The organism is Paraburkholderia fungorum (assembly GCF_900099835.1).
Classification (GTDB): Bacteria; Pseudomonadota; Gammaproteobacteria; order Burkholderiales; family Burkholderiaceae; genus Paraburkholderia; species Paraburkholderia fungorum_A.
Map to the genome: position 1 here is coordinate 2,830,612 of NZ_FNKP01000001.1, position 24,884 is coordinate 2,855,495.

The following is a 24,884-nucleotide window of genomic DNA, read 5'->3' on the forward strand; positions in this document are numbered from 1 at the left end:
ATTCATGCGCTGCCCCCGCAGCGCATGGGTCACTACCGTGGGAGCCGCTATTGGTCTACTTACCCTTCTTCGCGTTGGCCGCAGTCTTCGGGCGGCTCTCTGCCGCAGCCTTCGACGCCTTGCTGGACGTGGAAGCCGATACCTTCGTCACCTTGCCTTTGCTGGCGGCGGACGCGGTCGGCTTGCTGACCTTTTCTACCGGCTCGGAAACCTTCACCACAGCGGATGAGTGGCCCCGACCCTTCTTTCTATCGTAGCGCGATTCGCTTCGAGTGTCTGCGACACGGGTGCCGATCTTCTCGACCCCGCCGCCCGACACGTCGGCGGCGATACGCTCCGGACCCGGCTCGCTCGGCATCGCCTTGCCGACCGGCACGTGCAGCACGATCACCTGGCCGCGCGAAACCTGATCGCGGTGCGTACGGTTCCACGACTTCAATTGACCAACCGATACGCCATAACGCACGGCGATAGCAGCCATGGACTGATTGCGGCGCACGCGGATCAGCATCTTGCGGGTGTCGGGGACGTCGGGCTCCATCGCCAGAACCGCGCTTTCGGCGACGTCGGCGCTGATGTCTTCGTCGTCGTCCGAACCGCGGGGCACGACGATCGTCGAGCCTGGCTTCAGGCGCATGCCGACCGGAATCTTGTTCACTTCCATCAGCGTGTCGGCATCGACACCGATTTTCTGGGCGATCGCCGCCGGCGTTGCGCGCTGGTCGACCGTGTACGTGGTCCACGACGACAGCGAGCCGGAATACGCCTTCAGATTACGTTCGAACGCGCTGGCGTTGTCGAATGGAAGCAGGATTTGCGGTTGCGTCGCGCCGAGAATCACCGGCTTTCTGAACGACGGGTTCAGCGAACGGAATTCGTCCGTGGAGAGATTCGCGAGCTTCGCGGCCACCTCCACGTCCATATCGTGCGACGTGGTGACCGTCACAAAATACGGGTGGTTCGGAATGGACGGCAAAGTGAGCCCGTACATTTGCGGGTTCATCACGATGTTTTTCACCGCCTGCAACTTCGGCACGTAATTGCGCGTCTCGTTCGGCATGCGCAGGCTGAGGTAGTCGGTCGGCAAACCCGCTGCCTCGTTGCGCGCGATCGCGCGCTGCACGTTGCCCTCGCCCCAGTTGTACGCGGCGAGCGCCAGTTGCCAGTCACCAAACATGTCGTGCAGATTCGACAGATAGTCGAGCGCGGCGCTGGTCGACGCCAGCACGTCGCGGCGCTCGTCCTGCCACATGTTCTGCTTGAGGTTGTAGGTGCGGCCCGTGCCCGGCATGAACTGCCACATGCCCGCCGCCTTCGCGACCGACAAAGCCTGCGGGCTATATGCGGATTCGATGAACGGCAGCAGCGCGAGCTCGGTCGGCATATGACGCGCCTCGAGCTCCTCGACGATGTGGTACAGGTATTTTTGCGAGCGCTCGGTCATGCGCTGCACGTAGTCGGGACGCTGCGCATACCAGTTGACCTGCATATCGACGAGGTCGGTTTGCAGATCGGGCATCTGGAAGCCACGACGAATACGGCCCCAAAGGTCTGCGTCGGCGCTCGTCAGTTGAGTGACGGAACCCTTGTCGACGTCGATGGTTTCTTTGGCGGTGGCTGTCTTGCGAAGTGCGTCGGCTACGGCTTGCTGACTGGCGGGATTGGTTGCGGTGGAACTGCTCGTTGCCGGTCCTTGACTCGCGCAAGCGGCGAGTGTCAGGACCAACAACGCACTAAAGATAAATCTCATGAACGTCTCGGCTTCCACAAGGGCTGGAATTTGCAGCCGATAGTACGAAACGGCAACGTTTCCGTCAATCAGAAAATTACGAAAAAAATCAAGGAAATCTTGGGCTTGGCGAATTTTTCCGATTCATCGCGTGAGGAGTGCTTACATGCGGAACGAATTAACGGAAACGGTTTTTCCATTCGCGCATCAGCGTAAACGCGGCCAGCCGGTCCGTGATTTTTTCATGCAACTGATCCTGCAAGCTCGCCTGGACCGACGGTTCGGCGGCGCGCAGGAACGGATTCACCGCGCGCTCATGGGCGATCGTGGTAGGCAATGTCGGCACATGACGCGCCCGCAACTCGGTCGCCTTGTCGCGCCAGGCTTGCAGTTCGGCATTGTGCGGCTCGCAGGCGAGCGCGAAGCGGATGTTCGACAGCGTGTACTCGTGCGCGCAATGAACCTCGGTCGCGCCGGGCAACGCGGCGAGCGCGTCGAGCGATGCCAGCATCTGCTTCGGCGTGCCTTCGAACAACCGGCCGCAGCCACACGCAAACAGTGTGTCGCCGCAGAAAACGTGCGGCGTGCCGTTCGGATCGGCAGCCTGAAAATAGGCAATGTGCCCGCTCGTGTGACCCGGCACGTCGAGCACGTTGAATTCGAGCGCAGGTGTCGCGATCGTCACATGGTCGCCATTTTTGAGACGGTGTGTAAGATGCTCGATCGCTTCACCGGCGGGGCCGTAGACGGGAACGGCCTGGCCGTTCAGCAGATCGGCCACTCCACCGACGTGGTCGTGATGATGGTGGGTGAGTAAAATAGCGCTCAGCTGCCACCCGCGTCTCGCCAGATAGGCTTTCACGGGCGCGGCCTCACCCGGATCGACGACTACCGCGTGTTGTCCGTCGGACACGACCCAGATGTAATTGTCTTCAAACGCCGGGACCGGTACGTACTCGAGCGCATTCATAGGCGACGCATTCTTTGATATGACTGACCGAGCGATTATAGACTGGCCCGCCTGGACCGACTCGCCGCCTGGCCGCTATGTGCTGGAGTGGGAACAAACCCAGCTCGACCGCGTGGTGTCGGACGTGTTCGGCTATCATGCGCTGCAACTCGGCCTGCCGCAGCTCGACGCATTGCGCGAAAACCGCATGCCCTGCCGCGGCCTCGTGCTCGATGCCGCGAGCGGAGCCAGCGCTCCATACACGTTTCCGCACGGCCCGTCGCGTTATTCCGGCAATGGCGCGGTGCCGCTGTCCGCCGCCCCTTCGTTTTCGCCCGCCGGCTTGCCCGCGCCAGCCGGACGCAGCGCGGTATGGTGCGATTTGCTGGATTTGCCGTTCGAAGCCCAAAGCGTCGATCTGATCGTGATGCCGCACACACTGGAATTCACGAGCGATCCGCATCGGCTGCTGCGCGAAGCCGAGCGCGTGCTGATGCCCGAAGGCCAGCTGATCATTCTCGGCTTCAACTCGCTGTCGCTGTGGGGCGCGCGGCAGTCGGTCGGCAAGATGACCGGCCGGCCGTTCGTGCCCGCCGCCGTCGACCTGATCGCGTTCACGCGGCTGAAAGACTGGATCAAGCTGCTGGGTTTCGACCTTGAACGGGGGCGCTTCGGCTGCTATCGTCCGCCGCTCGGCAGCGACCAGTGGCTGTCCCGCTACGCGTTCATGGAAGCCGCCGGCGACCGCTGGTGGCCGATTTTCGGCGCCACCTACATGATCAAGGCGATCAAGCGCGTGCCCGGCATGCGTCTCGTCGGTCCGCTGAAAGTGAAAAAACCTGTTCTCGCCGCGGGCCTGGCGTCCGCCGCCTCACCGAATACTCGCAATCACACTCAATGACTTCCGATCTCATCGATATTTATACCGACGGCGCCTGCAAGGGCAATCCCGGCCCAGGCGGCTGGGGTGCGCTGCTGCGCTTCGGCGACCAGGAAAAGGAACTGTTCGGCGGCGAAGCCAACACGACCAACAATCGCATGGAGCTGATGGGCGTGATCGGCGCACTCGAAGCGCTGAAGCGCCCCTGCAAGGCCGTCGTGCACACCGATTCGCAATATGTGCAGAAAGGCATCAGCGAATGGATTCACGGCTGGAAGAAGAAAGGCTGGATCACGGCGGCTAAACAGCCAGTGAAGAATGCCGATCTGTGGAAACGGCTCGACGCGCTCGTCGCGCAACACGAGATCGAATGGCGCTGGGTGCGTGGGCACAATGGACACCCGGAAAACGAGCGGGCCGATCAACTGGCCAATCGCGGCGTCGCGTCACTCACGCAAATGTGATGACTGTTGCGGAGGGCGCGGCTTAAATTCGCGCCCCTCTCCTGGGTCATTTCTTCGCCGTATATTTTCCGCTGCACATTTTCTGAAGCAGGCTATTCCGACATGCGTCAACTCATCCTCGATACCGAAACTACCGGCCTGAATGCCCGTACCGGCGACCGGATTCTCGAACTCGGCTGTGTCGAGCTGGTGAACCGCCGGCTCACCGGCAACAACCTGCACTTCTATATCAACCCGGAACGCGACAGCGACCCGGGCGCACTGGCCGTCCACGGTTTGACCACGGAGTTTCTGAGTGACAAACCGAAGTTCGCCGAAATCGCCGATCAGTTTCGCGACTTCGTGCAAGGCGCGGACCTGATCATCCACAACGCACCGTTCGACATCGGCTTTCTCGACGCAGAATTCGCACTGCTGGGCTTGCCGAAAGTGAGCACCTATTGCGGCGAGATCATCGACACACTCGCACGCGCGAAACAGATGTTCCCCGGCAAGCGCAATTCGCTCGATGCGCTGTGCGACCGCTTCGGCATCAGCAACGCGCACCGTACGCTGCACGGCGCACTACTCGACTCGGAGCTGCTCGCCGAAGTCTACCTGGCGATGACACGCGGCCAGGAAAGCCTGGTCATCGACATGCTTGGCGAATCGCACGCCGGCGGCGACGCAAATGCGCCGCGGGTTGCGCTCGACTCGCTCGACCTCGTTGTCATTGCCGCCAGCGACGACGAAATTGCCGCGCACCAGTCGGTACTCGACGGTCTCGATAAGCAGATCAAAGGCACCAGCGTATGGCGCGTTGAAACCGTATCGACAACGGATGAGCAAACCGCTTAAAAAGTACTAGACAGGGGTAAAAATTCCTGACATAATTTGAATCTCTTCGGGTGGTTAGCTCAGCGGTAGAGCACTGCCTTCACACGGCAGGGGTCACTGGTTCGATCCCAGTACTACCCACCAGAATTTTGGTGTGTCGATCACCGAAGATTAAAGGGCTCACGTAGAAATACGTGAGCCCTTTTCTATTTTTCGGTCGACGTCGCGGTCCTCAAAGCAGCCCAGACAATCGGACTCAACGCCCTTGCACCGTCCGACTTCGCAGTCAACACCGTAACTTCGTACAATTGCGGCAGCCAAATACTGCTGATATAGTCAGCTTTCGGGCATTCGCCCCATCTGCTTTCTCCACCACTTCATTCGACCATAGGGAGGCGCCACATGTCCGCAGTGCATATCGCTTTCCCACACATGGTCCCGCGATCGCCGTCACGACCTTAACAAGTCGTTGCATCGTCGCTCAAGCGGCCTCGCCTCAACAGGCTAGCCGCACAAAATCCAGACAGTCCGTCGTTCCGTTGCCATCGCATCCCGGCATGCTTTGACTGTCTCGTCCTTTCGCTTCTGACTGGAACCTCGGTGCGCTCGCGCGTCATCGGGTCGTGGCAAATGGCTAACAAAAAACTCGACTTTCGCGGACAAGCCTTCAAGGATGTCCTCGGCTTCACCTTCCTTCACTGGGCGCAACAGCCGTGGCGAATCTTCGTCATCGCAGCGCTCGTACTGTTCGCGGCCCTCGCGGACGTGCTCACGCCACTGTTCGCCGGACGCCTCGCCGATGCCATCGCGTCCGGCCCGGCGGGCGACGCAGTTGCGCTGCACGCAGCAATCACTGCGTTCTGCGTATTGAGCGCGCTCGGCCTGAGCGCCACGCTGCTCCGCCAGGGCATGTACTTCAACATCATTCGGCTCACGCTGAAGATGATGAGCGAGATCGCGGCCAACGCGTTTCATCGCGTGCAACGCTTTTCGACCGACTGGCACGCCAACAGCTTTGCCGGCTCCACCGTCCGCAAAATCACGCGCGGCATGTGGGCGCTCGACCTGCTCAACGACACCTTGCTGATTGCCCTGTTCCCGTCGCTGGTCATGCTGGTGGGCGCGACCGTGCTGCTCGGCTGGCACTGGCCGTTGATGGGCGCAGTCGTCGGGATCGGCTCGGTGGTGTATATCGCGGTGACCGTGGCGATGTCGCTCGGCTTCGTCGCGCCGGCCGCGCGCCTCGCGAACGCATGGGACACGCGCATGGGCGGCGCACTCGCCGATGCCGTCAGCTGCAATGGCGTCGTGAAGGCGTTCGGCGCCGAGGAGCGCGAAGAAGCGCTGCTTCAGCGCGTGATCGGCAAGTGGCGTCATCGCACGCGCCGCACGTGGGTGCGCGGCACGATCAACGGCGGCGTTCAGGGCGGCATGCTGGTGGCGATCCAGACAGCCATCCTCGGCGTGGCGCTGCTGATGTGGATGCGCGGCAACGCGAGCGTCGGCGACATCACGTTCGCGCTGACCATGTTCTTCATGCTGCAAGGCTATTTGCGCGACGTCGGCATGCACATCCGCAACCTGCAACGCTCGGTCAACGACATGGAGGAACTGGTGTCGCTGGAGAAGCAGCCGCTCGGTATCGAGGACCTGCCCAACGCAGGGCCGATCGCCATCGGCAAAGGCGAGATCCGCTTCGAGCACGTCAGTTTTCACTACGGTTCGAATCCGAAGCCGCTTTACGACAACTTCTCCGTGCGGATCGCGCCGGGTGAGCGTATCGGGCTGGTCGGGCATTCCGGTTCGGGCAAGACGACGTTCATCAAGCTGATCCAGCGTCTTTACGACATTTCGGGTGGCCGGATCACGATCGACGGTCAGGACATCGCGCATGTGCGGCAGGCGTCGCTGCGCAGCCAGATCGCGATCGTTCAGCAAGAGCCGGTGCTGTTTCACCGCTCGCTCGCCGAGAACATCGCCTATGCCCGGCCGGGTGCGAGCCGGGCTGAGATCGAGCGGGCCGCGAAACTCGCCAGCGCGCACGATTTCATCGCGGCGCTGCCGAACGGGTACGACACGCTGGTCGGTGAACGAGGCGTCAAGCTATCGGGCGGCGAACGCCAGCGCGTGGCGATTGCCCGGGCGTTTCTCGCCGACGCCCCGATCCTGATTCTGGACGAGGCCACGTCGAGCCTCGATAGCGAAAGCGAAGTGCTGATCCAGCAGGCCATGGAACGCCTGATGATGGGCCGCACGACGCTGGTGGTCGCGCACCGGCTGTCCACCGTGCGCGCGCTGGACAGACTGCTGGTGCTGGACAAGGGCAAGGTAATCGAGGAAGGCAGTCACGACGCGCTGATCCGGCTCGAAAACGGCCTGTACCGGCGGTTGTTCGAACGTCAGGCGCTGGAACTGATCAAGGGATTGAGCGAGTCCGATTTCATACCCGGCACTTTGGACGCAAAAACGGAGACGAACCGGGTTGACGACTCCAGCCTGGTGACCGAAAAGTAAAAGGCGCTATGCGTTTGACAGGCGAGGTGGAGGCCGCTTTAAGGCGGCCTCCACATTCAGCGGCATGATCTTGCCCGCAGCACATACACCGGCAGCTACAGTCGCCGCTTACGGCAAAACCACAACGCGGTCGCAACCACGCCCCCCCCCCCCGCTTACACCACCGACGCCGGCAACCCAATGCCGCGCGCCATCCCCGTTGCAGCAAACACCATCAGCACCAGCAAAATCGTCTGGATCACGCTGAAGCGCGCATACGACCGCGCCTTCTTCAGATCCGGCGGTGCACCTTTGCGGATTGCCGCGCGCCAGCGCATCAGCGCGAGCATCGACGGAATTTCAAGGAGCAGGATTAGCACGAGCAGTGTCATCTTGAGATGAAAGAGCGGCTCGTGCAGGTAGTAGTCGGCGCCCTTTTCGTAACCGCCGAACGCGCGCATCAACCCGGTGACCACCAGAATCAACGCGGAAATGCCCCACCCGGTATCGGCGCGGAAAACGGATCGCAACGCGGCTGGTACGGAAGCGCGACGCAACGCCCACGTGCGCCGGAGTATCGACGCGAGAGCGAAGCCGTAAGCGAGCAGATGAAGGGCGGCAAGCAACCAGCGAACCAGCATGGCGACTCCTGCGAAAGACGCAATACGATCGATGTATGTCCCACTCGCCCGTCGTTGAACGACGGGCGCCCTGACTCCATTATCGGCTAAGGATCGATTTACGACGCGTGCATTGGCCACAAGGTGTGACCGACAGCACAAAGCGCGCAGATTCAGACTTGCTGCAAGGTGGTGTCGAGTGCCCGTGCGGCGACCCGGTCGCCTTCGGTCATCAACGCGGCGCGGAAGACGGTTTGCCGGTTGTGGCCCGCCGCAGCAGGCGAATCCCACAGCAATTCGACCTTAGGACGACGGCCGAACGCACCACGCGACAACGCGGGAGCGGACGCCGCAGCCGAATGAAGCGGCGCCCCGGATGGATCGCCCGCAGCGCCAAACGCGACCGCGGGTGTCGGCGTGGGCGTAGCCCGCACGTCCTGCCCGGCAGCCCAGCGCACGGACAGTTCGCGCGCGTCGTACTGCCCCACCTTGCGACGCTCGGCCCACACGCTCACCGTGCGTGTAGTCTGATCGAGCGCGACCGCGTAACGGCCGATCGCAAAACGGCGCGCGGCGATATTGGTTCGCCACAACGGACGCGGCCGGCAAATCCAGATGACCGCGACATACAGCACCGGCGCGGCAATCAGCCAGCCATTGGTGGCCGCGACCGCTTGCGCCGCGCGCCGCCAGCCGGCGCTGGCGACAAACGCGCCAACCGACCAGACCGCGAACAGAAATCCAAGGAAAGCAAACAGACGCACCGCCTGCCGCAGCCATTGCGGCAACGGATGAAACGGACGCTCGGCCACGGCGCGCGCGCCCGGCAGGAAGATCAGCAGGAACAGAAAAACCAGGTTGATGCACGCCCACGGCGACGACACCATCGCCGACAACGACGCAGTCAGACCCATCTGCGCCATCGAAAAAAGCCAGCGGGCGAGGAGCACGAGACCGATGGCGCGCAACGCGAAAATCGTTCCGGCGCCAGGCGCGGCATTCGCACGCGTCTCTTTCGTTCTCGCCAAGGCATCCTCCTGTCGTCGGCGGCTTTGCAGCCAAATTTGCGGCACGGCCATTATAGGGATATTACCGAGCGTGGCTCGCAGTTACCGGGCCCAGCCCCACACTTTCGGCCATTCGTCCGAAAAAACGCGGCGCGGATGCAACAACGCCCCGTGAGCGGTTTGCGCACGGGGCGTTGCGTGGGTGGCCGGCGGATTGAAGCGTCCCGCCGGCCCTCCTTTGAATGACAGCAAAGAATCAGCTTGCGTTGACTTCGCGCAGCACCGTGCGCTGTTTCTGACGCAGCAGTTCTTCGTAGGTCGCGACGTAGTTGCGCGCCATGACCTTCGACGAGAAACGTGATTCGAATGCCTTGCGCACACCGGCGCGCGGCAACGTGTGCAGACGCTTCAACGCGGCCACAGCGCTGATTTCGTCTTCGACGACGAAGCCCGACACGCCGTTGTCGATCACTTCCGGCACCGAACCGCGATTGAAGGCGACGACCGGCGTACCGCAAGCCATGGCTTCGATCATCACCAGACCGAACGGCTCCGGCCAGTCGATCGGGAACACCAGCGCATGCGCGTTACCGAGGAACTCACGCTTTTCGGCTTCGCCGATTTCGCCGATGTACTCGACGTGCGGGAGCGCCATCAGCGGCTTGATCACTTCTTCGTAATAGGCGCGGTCGGCCTTGTCGATCTTGGCGGCGACCTTCAGCTTCATGCCTGCCTGACCGGCGATACGGATTGCGCGGTCAAGACCCTTCTCCGGCGAGACGCGGCCGAGGAATGCAAGGTAGCCCGGTTCGACGTCGGGGATCGGCGTGAGCACGTCTTCCGGCAGACCGTGATAAACGGTTTGCAGCCAGTTCGCCTGCTGCAGCGGGATGCGCTGGTTGTCGGAGATCGACACGACCGGCACGTCGCTGAACGTGTTGAAAATGGGTTGCAGTTCCGGCAGGTCGAGACGGCCGTGCATCGTGGTCAGGAACGGCACCGGCTGACGCGCGAACAGCGAGAACGGGTAGTAGTCGATGTGGAAATGCAGCACGTCGAACTCGTCGGCACGGCGGCGCACTTCTTCGAGCAGCAGCATGTGCGGAGCCATCACGTCGCGGATGGTCGGGTCGAGGCGGAGCGCCTGCGGCCAGAACGCTTCGAGCTTGGCCGACGTTTGCGAATCGCCGCTCGCGAAGAGCGTCACGTCGTGGCCTTGCTCGACCAGAGCTTCGGTCAGATAGGACACCACGCGTTCCGTCCCGCCATACAGCTTGGGAGGAACCGCCTCGTGCAGCGGAGCGATTTGAGCGATTCGCATAATAGAGAACTCCTGGAAAAAACTGGCAATAGTACTGCGTTTGGTTAAAAGCGACTCGCTTGCTCGCCAGGGCAGTCGGCCGGATATGCCGGCTCAGGCCTGATTCTTTCGAGAAATCCTGCGATGGATCGCTTGGGTAGTGAGCCCAGACCAGTTGGTCACTGTCTGCGCATCTGCGAGTAAACGCGCATGCGACACCTACGTTGACAAACTGTCAGATATTTTGCTGGGCCAACAGAGCATGCATTATCGATGCCGGCATTCTCGTTGCACCACAACATTTCAAAGTCTTTACGTTGTTACAAACGCGAAACACTTTGCAAACCATTGTTTTATAAGACAGTTCTACAGTGGCAACTGGCTTGCGGCATCTCGTGGAGACGCGGCATCGGTAAGCCCTTGCGTCAACTTTGCCGGCAAGCATTGAAAAAATGCCGCACCGCAGTTGAATGCAATCTGTAATTATATCTCGAAATTATCTGCAACTAGCGTGAACCACCTGCCAGTCGGCGGGTCGAGCAACAGGTAGGTTGCAGAGGTCTATCGCGAAAATCAGTCGCGTCAACGCCCGGATACACAGGGCGCAATCGCTTTTGCATGTTTACAATGCGAAGCATCGGCTTCGCGGCGAGCCTATTTCGCCCACGTAGCTTATGTGGCCCGCGCTTTGCATGCACAACCCGAAACACACCGACCTCACGATCAATTGGAACAATTAACCATCGCCCAGCGCAACGCCCAGAACGCAAAGCTCGCGAGCTATGCGCATAGGCCGCTTGCGTTTCTCTTCCGCTTTATCCGCCGCCACCCGCTCGCACATGCGATCGTCCTGTGCAGCGTGTTTGCGGCCGTGGGCTGTGCGCTCGCTTCGCAATACGCGATCAAACATCTGATCGACGTGCTCGGCGAAGGCCGTCATCATCCTGGCCCGCTGTGGGGCGCGTTTGCGATCCTCGTCGGTCTGATCGCCGCGGACAACCTGCTGTGGCGGGTCGGCGGATGGGTCGCTGCGCATACGTTCGTCGCCGTGACGGGCGACTTGCGGCGCGACCTGTTCTCGTATCTGAGCGGACACTCCCCGAGCTACTACTCCGAGAAGCAGCCCGGCATGCTGGCCAGTCGGATCACCGCCACCTCGAACGCTGTCTACACGGCCGAGAACACGACTGCGTGGAACGTGCTGCCGCCGTGCATCGCGGTGCTCGGCGCGATCGTCATGATCATCGCGGTGAATCCGTTGATGGCCGGCGGTTTGATGCTGTGCTCGGCGATTCTGTCGGTCGTGCTGTACAAGCTCGCCGGGCGCGGATCGGCACGCCATCATCATTTCGCGACCAAGGCGGCGTCCGTCGACGGCGAACTGGTCGACGTGATCAGCAACATGGGCCTCGTGCGTGCATTCGGCATGACGTTCCGCGAACAGCAGCGTTTCGGCGCGACGGTCAAGGCCGAGATGGACGCGCGTCAGCAGAGCCTGCTGTATCTGGAAAAGCTGCGCCTGCTGCACGCGGTGATCACCGCGCTGCTGTCGGCGGGCTTGCTGGGTTGGGCGCTGTGGCTGTGGGACCAGGGCAAGGCAACCTCGGGCGACATCGTGCTGGTCAGCTCGCTCGGCTTCACGATTCTGCACGGCACGCGCGATCTGGCCGTGGCGCTGGTCGACGTGACGCAGCACGTCGCGCGGCTCGCCGAAGCGGTCCGCACGCTGCTGGAACCGCACGGCATGCCCGACCGCGACGGTGCTAGCGAACTCGTGCCGCAAGGCGGCCGTGTCGATTTCGAAGGCGTGACATTCGCGTATCCGCGCCGCCGCGCGATTCTCGACCATTTCGATCTGCATATCGAACCGGGTCAGCGGGTTGGTCTGATCGGCAAGTCGGGCGCGGGTAAATCCACCGTGCTGGCGCTGTTGCAGCGTTTCTACGAGACGCAGGGCGGCGCGATCAAGATCGACGGCCAGGATATCGCGGCCATCACGCAAGACAGCTTGCGGCACGCCATCGCGCTGGTGCCGCAGGACATCTCGCTGTTCCATCGCTCCGTGTACGAAAACATCGCGTATGGCCGCCCTGAGGCGACCCGTGACGAAGTCATCGCGGCCGCGCGGGAAGCGCGTTGCACGGATTTCATCGAAGCGATGCCGGAAGGTTTCGATACGATCGTCGGCGACCGTGGCGTGAAGCTGTCGGGCGGTCAGCGTCAGCGGATCGCAATTGCGCGTGCCATTCTGAAGAACGCGCCGATCCTGCTGCTCGACGAAGCGACCTCGGCGCTGGACAGCGCGTCGGAAGAAGCGATCCAGAAGGCACTCGACCGGCTGATGGTCGGCCGCACCGTTATCGCGATTGCGCACCGGCTGTCGACGCTGAACAACTTCGACCGGATCATCGTGATGAGCGCGGGCAAGGTAATCGACGACGGCAGTCCCGAAGAATTGCGCCAGCGTCCCGGCCTGTATCGCGACCTGCTCTCGAAGCAGTACGGCAAGGGCACGACATTGCACATCGGCGGAAAAAAGGTCGACGAACAGCACGTGGTTTGAGTTGTGCGATGCGCGGTGGGATTGCCCAGCGCGCGCACGTAGAAAAAAAGCCGCTTCCTGGAAGCGGCTTTTTTTCGACTGGAGAGATAAGCGGCGCAACACACCGCGTTCAGCCAAAGCTTCTAGCCGGAAAAACTATACCGCCGGCTTCTTCCGCACTGCGCGCTTTTTGCCCGCCGTAACAACCTTCGACTTCGCGCTTTTCGCAGCCTTCACCCGCGCTCCCACGGCCTGCAAATCGCGCATGAAGTTATCGCGCCACACCGACACATTGTTCTCGCGCAATTGCACCATCATGTCGCGATGACGCGCCTGGCGCTCCGCCAGCGGCATCTGCAATGCGGTAGCCAGCGCCTCGGCCATCCCGTCGATATCGACCGGATTGACGATCAGCGCCCCCTCCAGCTCCTGCGCCGCGCCCGCAAAGCGCGACAGCACGAGCACGCCCGGATTCTCCGGGTCCTGCGCCGACACATACTCCTTGGCGACGAGGTTCATCCCGTCGCGCAACGGCGTCACATAACCGACGTGCGCGGTACGGAACAGCGCGGCCAGCACCGAGCGCTCGTACTGTTTGTGGATGTAGAGAATCGGAGTCCAGTCCAGTTCGGCGAAGCGTCCGTTGATGCGCCCCGACTCCCCTTCCAGTTGCAGACGGATGTCCTGATACGCGTGCATGTCGGCGCGCGTCGGCGGTGCGATCTGCAGGAACGACACCTTGTTGCGTTGCGCAGTCGCGTGCTCCAGCAGACGCTCGAACGCGCGGAATCGCTCGACCAGTCCCTTCGAATAATCGAGCCGGTCGACGCTCATGATGAGCTTGCGCGAATGCAGCGTCGCCTTCATCGTGCGCACCGGCTTGCCACGCTCGCCCGCTTTCGCGAGTTCGGCGATCTCGTCAGGATAGACGCCGATCGGATAAGCCGCCGCGCGCAACGTGCGGCCGAATGCGTGCACGGTCAGCGGACCGCTGCTACCCGCGTTATCGACTGAACCGTTCGCCTCGTTGACGATGTAATCGCAGAACGCGCGCAGATCCGGCGCGGTCTGGAAGCCGAGCAGATCGAACGAACATAGTGCTTCGACCAGCTCGCGATGCGGCGGCACCGCCAGCAGCACCTGTGACGCGGGAAACGGAATATGCAGGAAGAAACCAATGCGATTCTTCACGCCGGCCGCGCGCAACGCCTGCGCGAACGGAATCAGGTGATAGTCGTGAACCCAGATCACATCGTCGTCGCGTAACAGCGGCACGAGTTGCTGCGCGAGCCACGCGTTGACGCGGCAATAGCCTTCGAAATCGTGCCGGTCGTATTGCAGCAGATCGGCGCGATAGTGAAACGCCGGCCACAGCGTGGCATTCGAAAAACCGCGGTAGTACTGGTCGTAGTCGCGGCGCATCAGCGCGATGGTCGCAAAGGTGACGGGTCCGCGCTCTTCGACCTTGATCTGCGGCTGGCCCGAGCTGAGCACGTCGCCGCTCCAGCCGAACCACATGCCGCCGGTTTCCTTCAGCGCGTCGTACACGCCCACCGCCAGCCCGCCCGCTGCCGGACCGCCCTCCGAAATAGGCGCGACCCGGTTCGATACGATGATCAGTCGACTCATGAAGCGCGATTCCCGATGCAATACGATTGCGTTGTTTGCGTTGTTAGCGTCGATTGAAATGGCGTCGCCGTCATGCTCACTCTCATGCTTTGCGCGCCGCCGCGACGATCGTCTCCAGCCAGTCGAGCAGCGCGGACACCGAGTCGATTCGCGAATGCGCCATCGTCTCGCCCGCGCCGACCTTGATCGACACGCCGCCGCGTTCGTTGACGACCGCAAAACCTTTCTCGTCGGTCAGATCGTCGCCGGCGAATACCGGCGTGCGGCCGACGAAAGGCGGCTCATCGAGGAACGCGCGCATCGCGCGGCCCTTGTCGACGTCCTTCGGCTTGATTTCGTAGACCATCTTGCCCGGCTGCAGCACATAGGCATCGGGATAGTCGGCGACCAGCCGTTCGGTCGCCTCGCGCGCAAGCTGTTCGCGATCGGGCGCGTTCCGGTAGTGCAGTGCGAGCGCCGCGCCCTTGATCTCGAGCAGCATGCCGGGATGTTCGTTGACGACCTGCGCAAGCACCTGCTCCATGCGCAAAAGCCGCTCGTCGTGGAAGCCAATACGTTGCGTATCGCCGTTCGCGTCACGCCGCTCGGCGCCGTGCAAACCGGCAATCGGCAGATCGGGCATGCCGAGAAAACTGTCGATGCTGTCGATGCCACGGCCCGACACGATCGCGACCGCGCCGTTCGTCAGGCTTCGCAGTGCGCTCAGCAACTCGATCACGCGCGGTTGCACCAGCACGCCGTCCGGCGTGGGCGCGAGTTCGACGAGCGTGCCGTCGAAATCGAAGAAAAATGCTGTCTCGCCAGGAGACAGAACAGCCGGAAGTGCTTGCATCGATTGGGTTCGCCTTTCAGCCTTCTGCGGCCGGAAAAGTGTGCGCATCTTACCGCGCATCGGTCAAATTTTCGAGAAAGTAAGCTTCGGTTCAAGCCCGGCGGCACCGCGCGCGCCCGAGCTTTCGGTGATTGCATTCAAAAATGGAACAATCCGGCTTCAGCACGCTTTCAGCGGTGTGCGTCAAATTGCCCCGCGACGCACGCGTCATGAGCGGTGCGCGGCGTTGCCAGGGGTTTTGTTATACAGTCCCTGCCACAAAGGCGCTTGTCGTCATGACCATATTTGCACACTATGGCGGACTCGTAATGCGCCCGATGTCCGCCATCGCAGCATGCAAATCGGGCGACGCCGTTCACACACCACGTCACGCGCCACTATTCAATCGAGTCATTGAGCCCTGCTTTGTTCCCGATCCTGTCATCGCGTCAACCGCAAACGAACCTCGCCGCGCCGTCGCGCCGCCAACGGTTCGCACGGCGCTTCGCAATGACGTTGACGATCGGCGCGTTGACCGCGCTCGCAGGCTGCACGCATCGCAGCGAGTCCTGGCAGTTGACCAACGTGACCGGCCATCTGCCGGATCTCGACTTCACGCTCACCGGCGACGACGGCAAGCCCGTCAACGGCGATTCGTTCAAGGGCCGCACCTCGCTCGTCTACTTCGGCTACACGCACTGCCCGGATGTGTGCCCCGAAACGATGGGCCGCCTGATGCAGGTGCTCGGCAAGCTCGGCCCCGACGCGCAGAAGGTCCGCATCCTGTTCATCACCGTCGACCCCGCGCGCGACACGCCGCAGGCGTTGCACGATTACGTCGGCGCGTTCGATCCGCAACACGCCGAAGGCCTGACCGGCAGCGACTGGCAGATCGAGTCGCTGGCCAAACGCTACCGCGTCGCGTATCAGATGGAAAAGCGCGACCCGAGCGGCAATTACGAAGTGACCCACAGTTCCGCCGTTTACGTGTTCGACAGCCAGGGCCACGCGCGCCTGCTGGCTACCGATCACGACACGTCCGATACGATCGCGCAGGACCTGCGACGTATCATTGATGACCGTTCCTGACCTTTCCCGAGTTCATTCATGTCGATCAAGATCAAAACGTTCGCTTCGCTGGGCTGCGCCCTTGCCCTTTCGTTCGGTATCGCCGGGGCTGCGCAAGCCGCCGGTTCCAACGCGATCAGCGTCAAGGACGCATGGGTCCGCTGGCTGCCGAACAATCTGCCCGCCGCCGGTTACGCGACGCTGGTGAACGCCAGCGACAAGCCCGTCGACCTCGTCGACATTTCGAGTAACGACTATGGCGATGCGATGCTGCATCAGACCGTGTCGAACGGCTCGTCGCAAAAGATGGTGATGGTCGACAAGCTGACCGTGCCCGCGCACGGCCAGGTCGCGATCTCACCGGGCGGCTACCACGTGATGCTCGAAGACGCGAAGCACAAGGTCGCGCCGGGCGACACGGTTCATCTGCAACTGAAGTTCTCCGACGGCGAAACGCTCGACACGCCGTTCGTCGTGAAGTCGCCGGCCCAGACCAAGTAATTCGCGGCGATGAACCTGCTCTACTGGCTCGACCCGTGGGAGTTTTCGCCGACCGTCGTGATCGCGCTGCTGGTGCCCGCGATCCTGTTCGTACGCGGCGCACGCAAAGCGAAGCTGTCGATCGCGCGGCGCATTTCCTTCTGGTTCGGGCTGGTGGCGCTGTATGTCGTGCTGCATACGCGGCTCGATTATTTCTTCGAGCATGAGTTCTTCATGCATCGCCTGCAGCATCTGGTGCTGCATCATCTCGGGCCGTTTTTTATTGCGCTGTCGTATCCGGGCGCAGCGTTGCGGGCGGGGATTCCGTTCGCGTGGCGGCAGCGTTTCGTGCGGCCCGCGCTCGACAACCTCGTGGTACGCAAGCTGCTCGACGTGGTGATGCATCCGGTTGTGGCCGTCACGCTGTTCGTCGGGCTGATCTACTTCTGGCTGATGTCGCCGATTCATTTCGTCGCGATGCTCGACTGGCGACTTTATCGCGTGATGAACTGGAGCATGGCGATCGACGGGCTGCTGTTCTGGTGCCTCGTGCTCGATCCGCGCCCTGCGCCGCCCGCGCGTTTGTCGCCCGGCAAGCGCGTGCTGGTGGTGATCGCCGCGATTCCGCCGCAGATTATTCTCGGCGCGTTTATCTTTTTTACGTCGCACGAGCTGTATCCGATCTATTCGATCTGCGGCCGCGCGTTCACATGGCTGAGCCCGATGCGCGATCAGCAGATCGGCGGGCTCTTGCTATGGATTCCGGGTTCGATGATGAGCGTGATCGGCGCACTGATCGCACTGCGTCACTGGATGCGGCTGTCGGCGCGCGGACGGCTGCGCAATGAGCGGCGTGCGAAGTCAGGGAGAGCGATGGCGGCGCACGGGGCGTCGACGCCGATTGGCGGTCACCGTTGACGGCTGCAGGCACGGACGCCGAGGTGGACCTGCATCGTGCAGAAACCGGCTTGCGTGAAGAAGCCTGTCTAAACGACGCTGGTTTGTAGAGCGCAGCGGCGCTTTATAAACGGTAATCGGACGGGAGCGCTGCTATCCCGCCAACGCCAACCCTCATCCGCGCCCCTTCAGCACAAGCTCAGGCCGAGCGCATCCACACATGCGGAATGCCATCTTCGTCGTGGATCTCCGAGACGGGAGCGAAGCCAAACGCGCCGTAAAACTTTTGCAGATGGGCCTGCGCATGCAGACGGATCGGCGTACCGGGCCATTGTGCGCGGATGTGCGTGAGCGCCCGTTCGAGCATCGCATTGCCCAGCCCGATTCCGCGGAACGGCGCGGTGGTCAGCACACGACCGATACGCACATCGGCGTCGTCGGCATCGGGCAACAAGACGCGGAGATAACCGGCCAACGGCGTTGTTGCAGCGTCGGTTGCAGGCCCGTATGCCGACAGATGCCACGCTTGCATATCGAGCCCGTCGATATCGCCATACACGCAATTCTGTTCAACGACGAAGACCGCGCTGCGGGCAGCCAGCATTTCATACACTTCGACGCTCGTGAGGTCCGTGAAGGACTTCCAGCGCCATTCGAGTTGCGCGAGCCGCGCGGCGGCAGTTTGCTGTGATTCAGTCATCGGATACTTTCGAAAAAAGACGCGCCGCCAGAAGCGGCGGCGAACGATGCGCAATTATGCCGCGCGCGTCAGCCCGCAGCCATGCCGCGCGCCAGCGGGCGAGCGCCGGGCGGCGTGCACGAGCATCAACCCCGCTGCGCGCCGCGTGCCTTCGACGCCTGCTTGTGGCTGTACATCGCTGCGTCGGCGGCGGCCAGCAGTTCGGCAATCGACACATGGCGCGCCGGATCATAAGACGTCTGCCCGACGCTATAGCGGATCTGATAGCCGCGCCGCTCCTCGGCATTGCGCGCGTCGAGCAACTGCGTGAGACGGCGCGTCACTTCGTGCGTTTCCGTGCTGCCGGTGTCGGTCAGCAGCGCGACGAACTCGTCGCCGCCGAGCCGCCCGATCACGTCGCTCTCACGTAGCGCGGTACGCAGCACTTCGGCGAAGGTCTGCAACGCGCGGTCGCCTTCGGCGTGTCCGAACGTGTCGTTGATCAGTTTGAAATCGTTCAGGTCGAAGAACAGCAGCGACGCGGGTTTATCCATCCGCTTGCAGACGTTCAGCGCGTGTTGCGCGAGCGCTTCGAAACCGCGCCGGTTCGACAGCAGCGTCAGTTCGTCGAGCGTGGCCAGTTGCACGGCCGCCAGTTCCTGCTCGGCCATATGCGCGAGGTCGAGCAGCAACTCGCGCTCTTCGGCATCGAGGCCGCGCGGCTTGATGTCGATCAGACACAGCGTGCCCAGCTTGCTACCGTTAGCCACCGTCAGCGGACAACCCGCATAGAAGCGGATATTCGGATCGTCCGTCACGAGCGGGTTGTCGTGAAAACGCTCGTCGGCGAGCGCGTCCGGCACCAGGAAAAGTTCATCGCCGAGAATCGCGTGCGCGCAGAACGACACGTCGCGCGACGTCTCGGTCGCCGACAGCCCGACGCACGATTTGAACCACTGGCGGTTCGTGTCGACGAGGCTCACGAGCGCGATAGGCACGCCGAACAGCCGCCTGGCGAGCCGGGTCAGGCGGTCGAAGCGCTCTTCGGACGAGGTATCGAGAATTTGCAGCGCACGCAATGTGTCGATGCGGGCGCTTTCATTGCTGGGCGTCGATGGAACATGCATGTCGTGTTCTCAGTGTCCTTCGTGATGACCGAAATCGTGGGCCGTCAGTGTATAGCGGCATTCTTTACGATGGGATTGAGGCGAGCTTGCAGAGTTCCGTCGATGACGATCGACGGGAGCCTTGACTGCCGGGCGTTTCACGTCGGATCGCGCGACGTGCCCAGGATTTTCCCGGAGACGTCATCCGCCTGGAAAGCCGCCTCGACGGGATGCGCGAGGCATTCGATCAGATTGCCCGGACCACACAGATGCAGCGCGCCGACGACCACCAAGGTTCGCTCGGGCCGCCCTGTTTGCTGCGTCAGGCGCGCGGCCCATGCACGATTGCGCATATCGAGAATGGCCTCGCGGATGCCCGGCAAATTGAACATCGGCGATTCGACGGCAACCTGCTGGACCGCGTCGAGATCGCCGTCGAGCCATGCCGCGTGCATGCGCTCGAGGGTGCGTTGCGGTTCATCGCGATCGGCCATCAGCAGATCAAGCGCTGCGCCGACCGCTTGCAGCGGAATCGATTCGAGAGCGGCGGCGACATCGTTCGCTGTTTCCAGATACTCGTAGGGTTTGGACTGCGCGAGCGCCGAGCGCATCATGCGCGGCTCGACGCCTTCGACGACCTGCTGGAACAGCGTCGGCGCGACGATCAGCGCGGCCCATGGACGCAACGCGGTGAACGGCGCCAACGGTCCTTCGGCGGGCCACAGCGCCTGGAGTTGACGCCAGGCATCGGCGGAAACGAACGGCTGCAACTCGCCCGCGCCGGGCTGTGAGTCAGCCTTCAGGAACGGCAGGATTGTCGGCGGATCGGATTCGAAAACGAGCGCTTCGGCCCAGTCATAGGCTTCTGCGATCCAGGGCGGCGTCCGCCGGCTGGTCGCGGGAAACAGATGCATCGAGCCAAGCAGTCGCACATTGGTGCCGGCGAGTTGTAGGTACATTCGGCCTCGGTGAACAAACGGTCACGCAGGAAAGCGTCGGGCACGCCGGCTTGGGGCTCCACGCCAGGCGGTCCGCACAGTGAACGCGACGAACAGAAGAAAAACGATCTGCGAAAGATACAGATCCATCCGCACCGGATGATGCAGCGCGAACCACGAATTGTGCGCCACGTCCGTCACGATGACGGCGACGCAGAGTATCAGCCCTATCCTCGGCATGACGAGCAGAAGCAGTGCGGTGAACGGATCGATGAAGAGCAGCGAAGTCCAGTAGATGCGCGTGAATGGCGCGGCGCCGCCGTAGTCCCAATCGAGCCCATGGACTAACGCCACCTGCAGATGCGTCCACGTCGCGCCAAGCAGACAGAGTGCGTAGATCGCGCGCAGATAGAAGGAGCGGCGGCGGATGTCCGTGGGACGCATGGTGTCGAAGTGGGAGTGGGGGTCTGGGTGCGCCACTATATCCGCGCGAGGGGTCGCCCGGGCGATTGCGGGCGTGGTTGCGGGTGAACACCGGGTGCAACGCGCATGGCGATGATCAGATCGCTATAGCGAATCTGCATCTCACACGCAGCAGAAAAAAGAAAAGCCCCGACTTGTCGGGGCTTTTCTTTACATCAACTACTGGAGGCGCGAGCCGGAGTCGAACCGGCCTAAACGGCTTTGCAGGCCGCTGCATAACCGCTTTGCTATCGCGCCGCAAGCGGGCTGGAACCTAGCTGCAGGCTCGCAGATTTGTTTGTTGGGCGATCAGGCCAGATGGCCGACCCATCAAACAAAAAGGGAAGCGTTGCTTCCCCTAATGTATGGAGCGGGAGACGAGGCTCGAACTCGCGACCTCAACCTTGGCAAGGTTGCGCTCTACCAACTGAGCTACTCCCGCATTGAACTGCTTCACAACGCGCTGCACTTTTTACTGAGCCAAACAACGCGGTGCTTCAAAAATCTGGAGCGGGAGACGAGGCTCGAACTCGCGACCTCAACCTTGGCAAGGTTGCGCTCTACCAACTGAGCTACTCCCGCATTGTGCTGCTTGCCTACCTATCCTGCTGGTTACTGCTGCCAATTTGCAGCAACCGTCTTGCTTCTGCTCCGTCGCTTCAAACTGCGTGCATCGGAGAAACGAGATTATGGAGAAACGACCGAAAAGCGTCAACCCCCTTTGCGAATCTTTTTTAAATAAAATTTTTGACTCGTACTCCTGCCCCGTTTGGGCGAACTTCTGCGCCCTCTTCGCTCACCCTCAACAACCGTTCCCGCCGCGATTAAAACTCAGGCGGCCCCGCCCCGTTCACGGATTTGCGGCCACGCGAGCTTCATGTAGTACAGCATCGACCAGATCGTCAGGAACGCAGCGAGATAGATGAGCCACAGGCCCCACACACGGGTGTCGACGGATACGCCGGCGCCGAACGGCAACGGCCCGTAGAACAGCAGCATCGGAATCGCCACCATCTGGCAGACGGTCTTGAGCTTGCCGAGCGAATTCACCGCGACACTCTTCGATGCGCCGATCTGCGCCATCCACTCGCGCAACGCGGAAATTGCGATTTCGCGTCCGACGATCACCAGCGCGATAGCCGAGTCGATTCGCGCGAGTTGCACGAGTACAAGCAACGCAGCGGTCACCATCAGTTTGTCGGCGACCGGATCGAGGAACGCGCCGAACGCCGAGGTCTGATTCCATTTGCGGGCCAGAAAGCCGTCGAACCAGTCGGTGAGCGCCGCCAGGATGAAGATCGTCGCGGCCGCGAGATTGCGGTGCGCGGGGCTCATCATCATGTCCGGCAGATAGAACACACCGACGACCAGCGGAATCAGAACGATCCGCAGCCAAGTCAGGAAAATCGGGAAATTGAACGGCATGGGCAGGCGCAACGTCTGGCGAGGGAGATGCAATTGTGCCGTGTCACAAGGCCTGCCACAAGCAAAGCGGCGGGCGGGGCTTGGTGGGTACGGGATTCCGAGGGCTGGATGACGGTTATTTGGGGGCGCGCGTGCGGGCTGGAAGGGAGCCGTGAGCGGCAATGAGTGACAACCGCAGTCCGCTTCGGCAACCGCGTGCCTCGCTCCCACGCCTGCCGCCCGCGCTCTTCAGCACAGCCACCCTCGACGCGCCACCCGGCCCACCCTCGCCTAATGCAACTGCCGGTAAATCTGCTCGGCGAGCGCTTGCGAAATCCCTTCGACACTCGCCAGATCCTCGACGCTCGCCGCGACCACGCCACGCAATCCGCCAAACCGCGCGAGCAACCGTTGACGCCGCTTCGCCCCCACGCCCTCCAGTTCCTCGAGCCGCGATGTCTGACGCGTCTTGCCGCGCTTCGCGCGCATGCCGGTGATCGCGAAACGGTGCGCCTCGTCGCGAATCTGCGCGACCAGCATCAGCGCGGCGCTTTCCTTGCCGAGTTCGAGCGCCGCACGGCCGTCGGCGAAAATCAGCGTTTCGAGGCCGACCTTGCGCCCCTCGCCTTTCGCGACGCCGACCAGCATGCCGGTATCAAGCCCCAGCTCCGTGAACACCTGGCGCGCGATTTCCACCTGCCCCTTACCGCCGTCGATCAACACGATGGTCGGCAGAATGCCGCCCGCCGCGACGGGTTCGGCGGCATCGGACGCTTGCGCCGGGTCGGCGGCCGCGTCGCCTTGCAGCTCGGCGGCTTCGTCGGCGGCATTCGCTGCGGCTTGCGCGACCATCTTCTCGTAACGGCGCGTGAGAACCTGACGCATCGCCGCGTAATCGTCGCCCGGCGTGATGCCCGTGATGTTGTAGCGCCGGTACTCCGACGACTGCATCTTGTGATGGTGATACACCACGCATGACGCCTGCGTCGCCTCGCCCATCGTGTGACTGATGTCGAAACACTCGATGCGCAGATGCGCGAGGTCGTCGCATTCCATGCCGAGCGTGTCGGTGAGCGCGCGGGTACGGGCCTGCTGCGAGCCTTGCTCCGACAGCAGGCGAGCCAGCGCGAGCCGCGCATTCTGTTCGGCCATCGAGAGCCACGCGCGCCGTTGTCCTTGCGGCTGACGCAACACGGTCACCTTGTGGCCGGCCTGCTCGATCAGCACGTCGACCAGTTCGCGCGTGGCCGGCGCATGGCTGACCACCAGCACGGGCGGAACGCGGTTGCCGAGGTAGTGCTGGGCGATGAACGCTTCGAGGACTTCCGACTCGATTCCACCGGATGCGCGGCCTTTGCGAGGTTGGGCGGGCTGGGGATTTTCGGCGTCGGGTTCTTCGGTGGTTTCAGTGGCTTCGGCGTCTTCGGCGCTAAAGACTGACTCCGCATCGTCGCCCTCGTCATCCTCAGGCGGCAGCTCTTGCGCGAGCATCAGCGCATCGGCCTCGCCCGCCACTTGCGTGTCGCCACTCGCGCCGCCGCCCACCGCCGCATTTGTTTCGTCATCGAGCCCGCCCTCGTCCGCGGTCAACGCGCTTTCCACGTGCGCGGGAAAATACGCCTTGTCGCCCAGATGCCGCCCGCCGCGCACCATGGCGAGATTCACGCAGACGCGGCCGCCGAGCGCGACCACCGCCAGGATGTCGACGTCGCTATCGCTGCCCACTTCGATTGCCTGCTGATGCAGCACCGTCGACAGCGAACTCATCTGGTTACGCACCGCCGCCGCCTGCTCGAACTTCAGCTCGCTCGCGAACGCGTGCATTTTCTGCTCGAGTTCCTTCATCACTTCGCCTTGCCGGCCGAGCAGAAATCGCGACGCATTGGACACATCGCGCGCGTAGTCTTCCTCGTTGATCAACGCGACGCACGGCGCGGTGCAGCGTCCGATCTGATGCAGCAGACAAGGCCGCGTGCGGTTGTTGAACACGGAGTCTTCGCAGGTCCGCAACTGGAACACGCGCTGCAGGATCTGGATGCTCTCGCGCACCGCCCACGCACTTGGAAACGGCCCAAAATACTGGTTCTTCCGATCCACCGAGCCCCGGTAGTAGGCCATACGCGGAAACTTGTGCCCGGTCAGCTTCAGATATGGATAAGACTTATCGTCGCGGAACAGGATGTTGTAACGCGGCGTGAGCGCCTTGATCAGATTGTTCTCAAGCAGCAGCGCCTCTGCCTCAGAGCGCGTGACCGTGGTCTCAATTTTTGCGATGCGCGTCACCATCATCGCGATGCGCGGCGACAGTTGCGTTTTCGTGAAGTAGCTGGACACGCGCTTCTTGAGATCGCGCGCCTTGCCCACGTAAAGCACTGCGCCGTGCATATCGTAATAACGATAGACGCCGGGGAGATGCGGCAGTTGGGCGAGCACCTTTTTGGGCTCGAAAGCGTCGATGGCTTCGGGTTCGGTCATGCAGGATCGATTGGGGTGGGGACAGTCTCGCGAGGCCTCGCTCTGCGTGCCGCGCGCGAATCGGACCGGCGCGCGCAATCGTGAACGAAGGCTTTAGAATCGCCAGTTTAGAACATTCCGCGCGCGTTCGAACCC

At 62.3% G+C, this 24,884-nt stretch carries 21 protein-coding genes and 4 tRNA genes; 9 read left to right on the forward strand and 16 right to left on the reverse strand.

The features are described from left to right. Positions 1–55 precede the first annotated feature (55 nt). Together BLS41_RS12415 and gloB are read right to left on the reverse strand one after the other, a co-directional pair. Positions 56–1,750, reverse strand: a complete 1,695-nt coding sequence (locus BLS41_RS12415; protein WP_074764864.1) for a transglycosylase SLT domain-containing protein — start codon at positions 1,748–1,750, stop codon at positions 56–58. A 157-nt stretch (positions 1,751–1,907) separates the two neighbouring features. Continuing rightward, positions 1,908–2,699 carry a hydroxyacylglutathione hydrolase gene (gene gloB / locus BLS41_RS12420; RefSeq protein ID WP_074764865.1) on the reverse strand — a complete coding sequence of 264 codons (792 nt, stop codon included), beginning with the start codon at positions 2,697–2,699 and terminating at the stop codon, positions 1,908–1,910. 19 nt (positions 2,700–2,718) lie between these two features. Here gloB and BLS41_RS12425 point away from each other — a divergent pair, with 19 nt between their 5' ends. From BLS41_RS12425 to BLS41_RS12445, 5 genes are all read left to right on the forward strand, one after another. Further along, positions 2,719–3,579 carry a class I SAM-dependent methyltransferase gene (locus BLS41_RS12425; RefSeq protein WP_074764867.1) on the forward strand — a complete coding sequence of 287 codons (861 nt, stop codon included), beginning with the start codon at positions 2,719–2,721 and terminating at the stop codon, positions 3,577–3,579. Beyond that, complete coding sequence (gene rnhA / locus BLS41_RS12430) at positions 3,576–4,022, forward strand: ribonuclease HI (RefSeq protein WP_074764869.1); 447 nt, start codon at positions 3,576–3,578, stop codon at positions 4,020–4,022. Before BLS41_RS12425 ends, rnhA begins: the two co-directional genes overlap by 4 nt. 102 nt (positions 4,023–4,124) lie before the next feature. Next, positions 4,125–4,859 (forward strand): DNA polymerase III subunit epsilon, encoded by a 735-nt coding sequence (gene dnaQ, locus BLS41_RS12435; protein WP_074764871.1) that lies wholly within the window; start codon positions 4,125–4,127, stop codon positions 4,857–4,859. Between the two features lie 48 nt (positions 4,860–4,907). Beyond that, positions 4,908–4,982 (forward strand) — tRNA-Val (locus BLS41_RS12440). Between the two features lie 486 nt (positions 4,983–5,468). Beyond that, a complete protein-coding gene (locus BLS41_RS12445) occupies positions 5,469–7,352 on the forward strand; it encodes an ABC transporter ATP-binding protein (RefSeq protein WP_074764872.1) in 1,884 nt (627 codons plus the stop codon). Between the two features lie 155 nt (positions 7,353–7,507). Here BLS41_RS12445 and BLS41_RS12450 read toward each other — a convergent pair whose 3' ends face one another. The 3 genes from BLS41_RS12450 to BLS41_RS12460 all read right to left on the reverse strand — a co-directional run bounded on the left by BLS41_RS12450 (position 7,508) and on the right by BLS41_RS12460 (position 10,279). Further along, on the reverse strand, positions 7,508–7,972 hold the full coding sequence (locus BLS41_RS12450) for a DUF2214 family protein (protein ID WP_074764874.1): 465 nt from the start codon (positions 7,970–7,972) through the stop codon (positions 7,508–7,510). Positions 7,973–8,124: 152 nt separating this feature from the next. Beyond that, positions 8,125–8,979, reverse strand: coding sequence for a hypothetical protein (locus BLS41_RS12455; RefSeq protein ID WP_074766504.1), 855 nt, complete (start codon positions 8,977–8,979; stop codon positions 8,125–8,127). A gap of 235 nt (positions 8,980–9,214) precedes the next feature. Beyond that, entirely contained in the window at positions 9,215–10,279 is a 1,065-nt protein-coding gene (locus tag BLS41_RS12460; protein WP_074764876.1) for a glycosyltransferase family 4 protein, read from the reverse strand. 706 nt (positions 10,280–10,985) lie between these two features. Here BLS41_RS12460 and BLS41_RS12465 point away from each other — a divergent pair. Continuing rightward, complete coding sequence (locus BLS41_RS12465; protein ID WP_074764878.1) at positions 10,986–12,821, forward strand: ABC transporter ATP-binding protein; 1,836 nt, start codon at positions 10,986–10,988, stop codon at positions 12,819–12,821. Between the two features lie 135 nt (positions 12,822–12,956). Here the strand turns inward: BLS41_RS12465 and otsA are convergent, their stop codons facing one another. Continuing rightward, positions 12,957–14,429 (reverse strand): alpha,alpha-trehalose-phosphate synthase (UDP-forming), encoded by a 1,473-nt coding sequence (gene otsA, locus BLS41_RS12470; RefSeq protein ID WP_074764880.1) that lies wholly within the window; start codon positions 14,427–14,429, stop codon positions 12,957–12,959. A gap of 82 nt (positions 14,430–14,511) precedes the next feature. Beyond that, complete coding sequence (otsB, locus tag BLS41_RS12475) at positions 14,512–15,261, reverse strand: trehalose-phosphatase (protein ID WP_074764882.1); 750 nt, start codon at positions 15,259–15,261, stop codon at positions 14,512–14,514. Positions 15,262–15,750: 489 nt separating this feature from the next. Between otsB and BLS41_RS12480 the strand changes: the two genes are divergently transcribed. The 3 genes from BLS41_RS12480 to BLS41_RS12490 are packed head-to-tail and all read left to right on the forward strand — an operon-like array spanning position 15,751 to position 17,706. Further along, positions 15,751–16,329: an SCO family protein gene (locus BLS41_RS12480; RefSeq protein WP_074766506.1), complete on the forward strand. Its 579-nt coding sequence runs from the start codon at positions 15,751–15,753 to the stop codon at positions 16,327–16,329. Between the two features lie 18 nt (positions 16,330–16,347). Beyond that, positions 16,348–16,809, forward strand: a complete 462-nt coding sequence (locus BLS41_RS12485; RefSeq protein WP_074764884.1) for a copper chaperone PCu(A)C — start codon at positions 16,348–16,350, stop codon at positions 16,807–16,809. 9 nt (positions 16,810–16,818) lie between these two features. Beyond that, positions 16,819–17,706, forward strand: a complete 888-nt coding sequence (locus tag BLS41_RS12490) for a cytochrome c oxidase assembly protein (protein WP_074764886.1) — start codon at positions 16,819–16,821, stop codon at positions 17,704–17,706. Positions 17,707–17,884: 178 nt separating this feature from the next. Here the strand turns inward: BLS41_RS12490 and BLS41_RS12495 are convergent, their stop codons facing one another. The 9 genes from BLS41_RS12495 to uvrC form a co-directional block, all read right to left on the reverse strand. Then, positions 17,885–18,385, reverse strand: coding sequence for a GNAT family N-acetyltransferase (locus BLS41_RS12495; RefSeq protein WP_074764888.1), 501 nt, complete (start codon positions 18,383–18,385; stop codon positions 17,885–17,887). Positions 18,386–18,510: 125 nt separating this feature from the next. Continuing rightward, entirely contained in the window at positions 18,511–19,491 is a 981-nt protein-coding gene (locus tag BLS41_RS12500; RefSeq protein ID WP_074764890.1) for a GGDEF domain-containing protein, read from the reverse strand. Between the two features lie 137 nt (positions 19,492–19,628). Continuing rightward, on the reverse strand, positions 19,629–20,429 hold the full coding sequence (locus BLS41_RS12505) for a TraB/GumN family protein (protein ID WP_074764892.1): 801 nt from the start codon (positions 20,427–20,429) through the stop codon (positions 19,629–19,631). Between the two features lie 21 nt (positions 20,430–20,450). Continuing rightward, positions 20,451–20,852: a hypothetical protein gene (locus BLS41_RS12510; protein ID WP_074764894.1), complete on the reverse strand. Its 402-nt coding sequence runs from the start codon at positions 20,850–20,852 to the stop codon at positions 20,451–20,453. Positions 20,853–21,054: 202 nt separating this feature from the next. Then, positions 21,055–21,128, reverse strand: a tRNA-Cys gene (locus BLS41_RS12515). A gap of 108 nt (positions 21,129–21,236) precedes the next feature. Continuing rightward, positions 21,237–21,312, reverse strand: a tRNA-Gly gene (locus BLS41_RS12520). 64 nt (positions 21,313–21,376) lie between these two features. Beyond that, positions 21,377–21,452: transfer RNA gene (locus BLS41_RS12525), tRNA-Gly, on the reverse strand. Positions 21,453–21,701: 249 nt separating this feature from the next. Beyond that, positions 21,702–22,295: a CDP-diacylglycerol--glycerol-3-phosphate 3-phosphatidyltransferase gene (pgsA, locus tag BLS41_RS12530; RefSeq protein ID WP_074764896.1), complete on the reverse strand. Its 594-nt coding sequence runs from the start codon at positions 22,293–22,295 to the stop codon at positions 21,702–21,704. Positions 22,296–22,565: 270 nt separating this feature from the next. Further along, the gene (uvrC, locus tag BLS41_RS12535; RefSeq protein ID WP_074764898.1) at positions 22,566–24,749 is read right to left on the reverse strand and encodes an excinuclease ABC subunit UvrC; all 2,184 of its coding nucleotides are present in this window, start codon (positions 24,747–24,749) and stop codon (positions 22,566–22,568) included. Positions 24,750–24,884 lie beyond the last annotated feature (135 nt).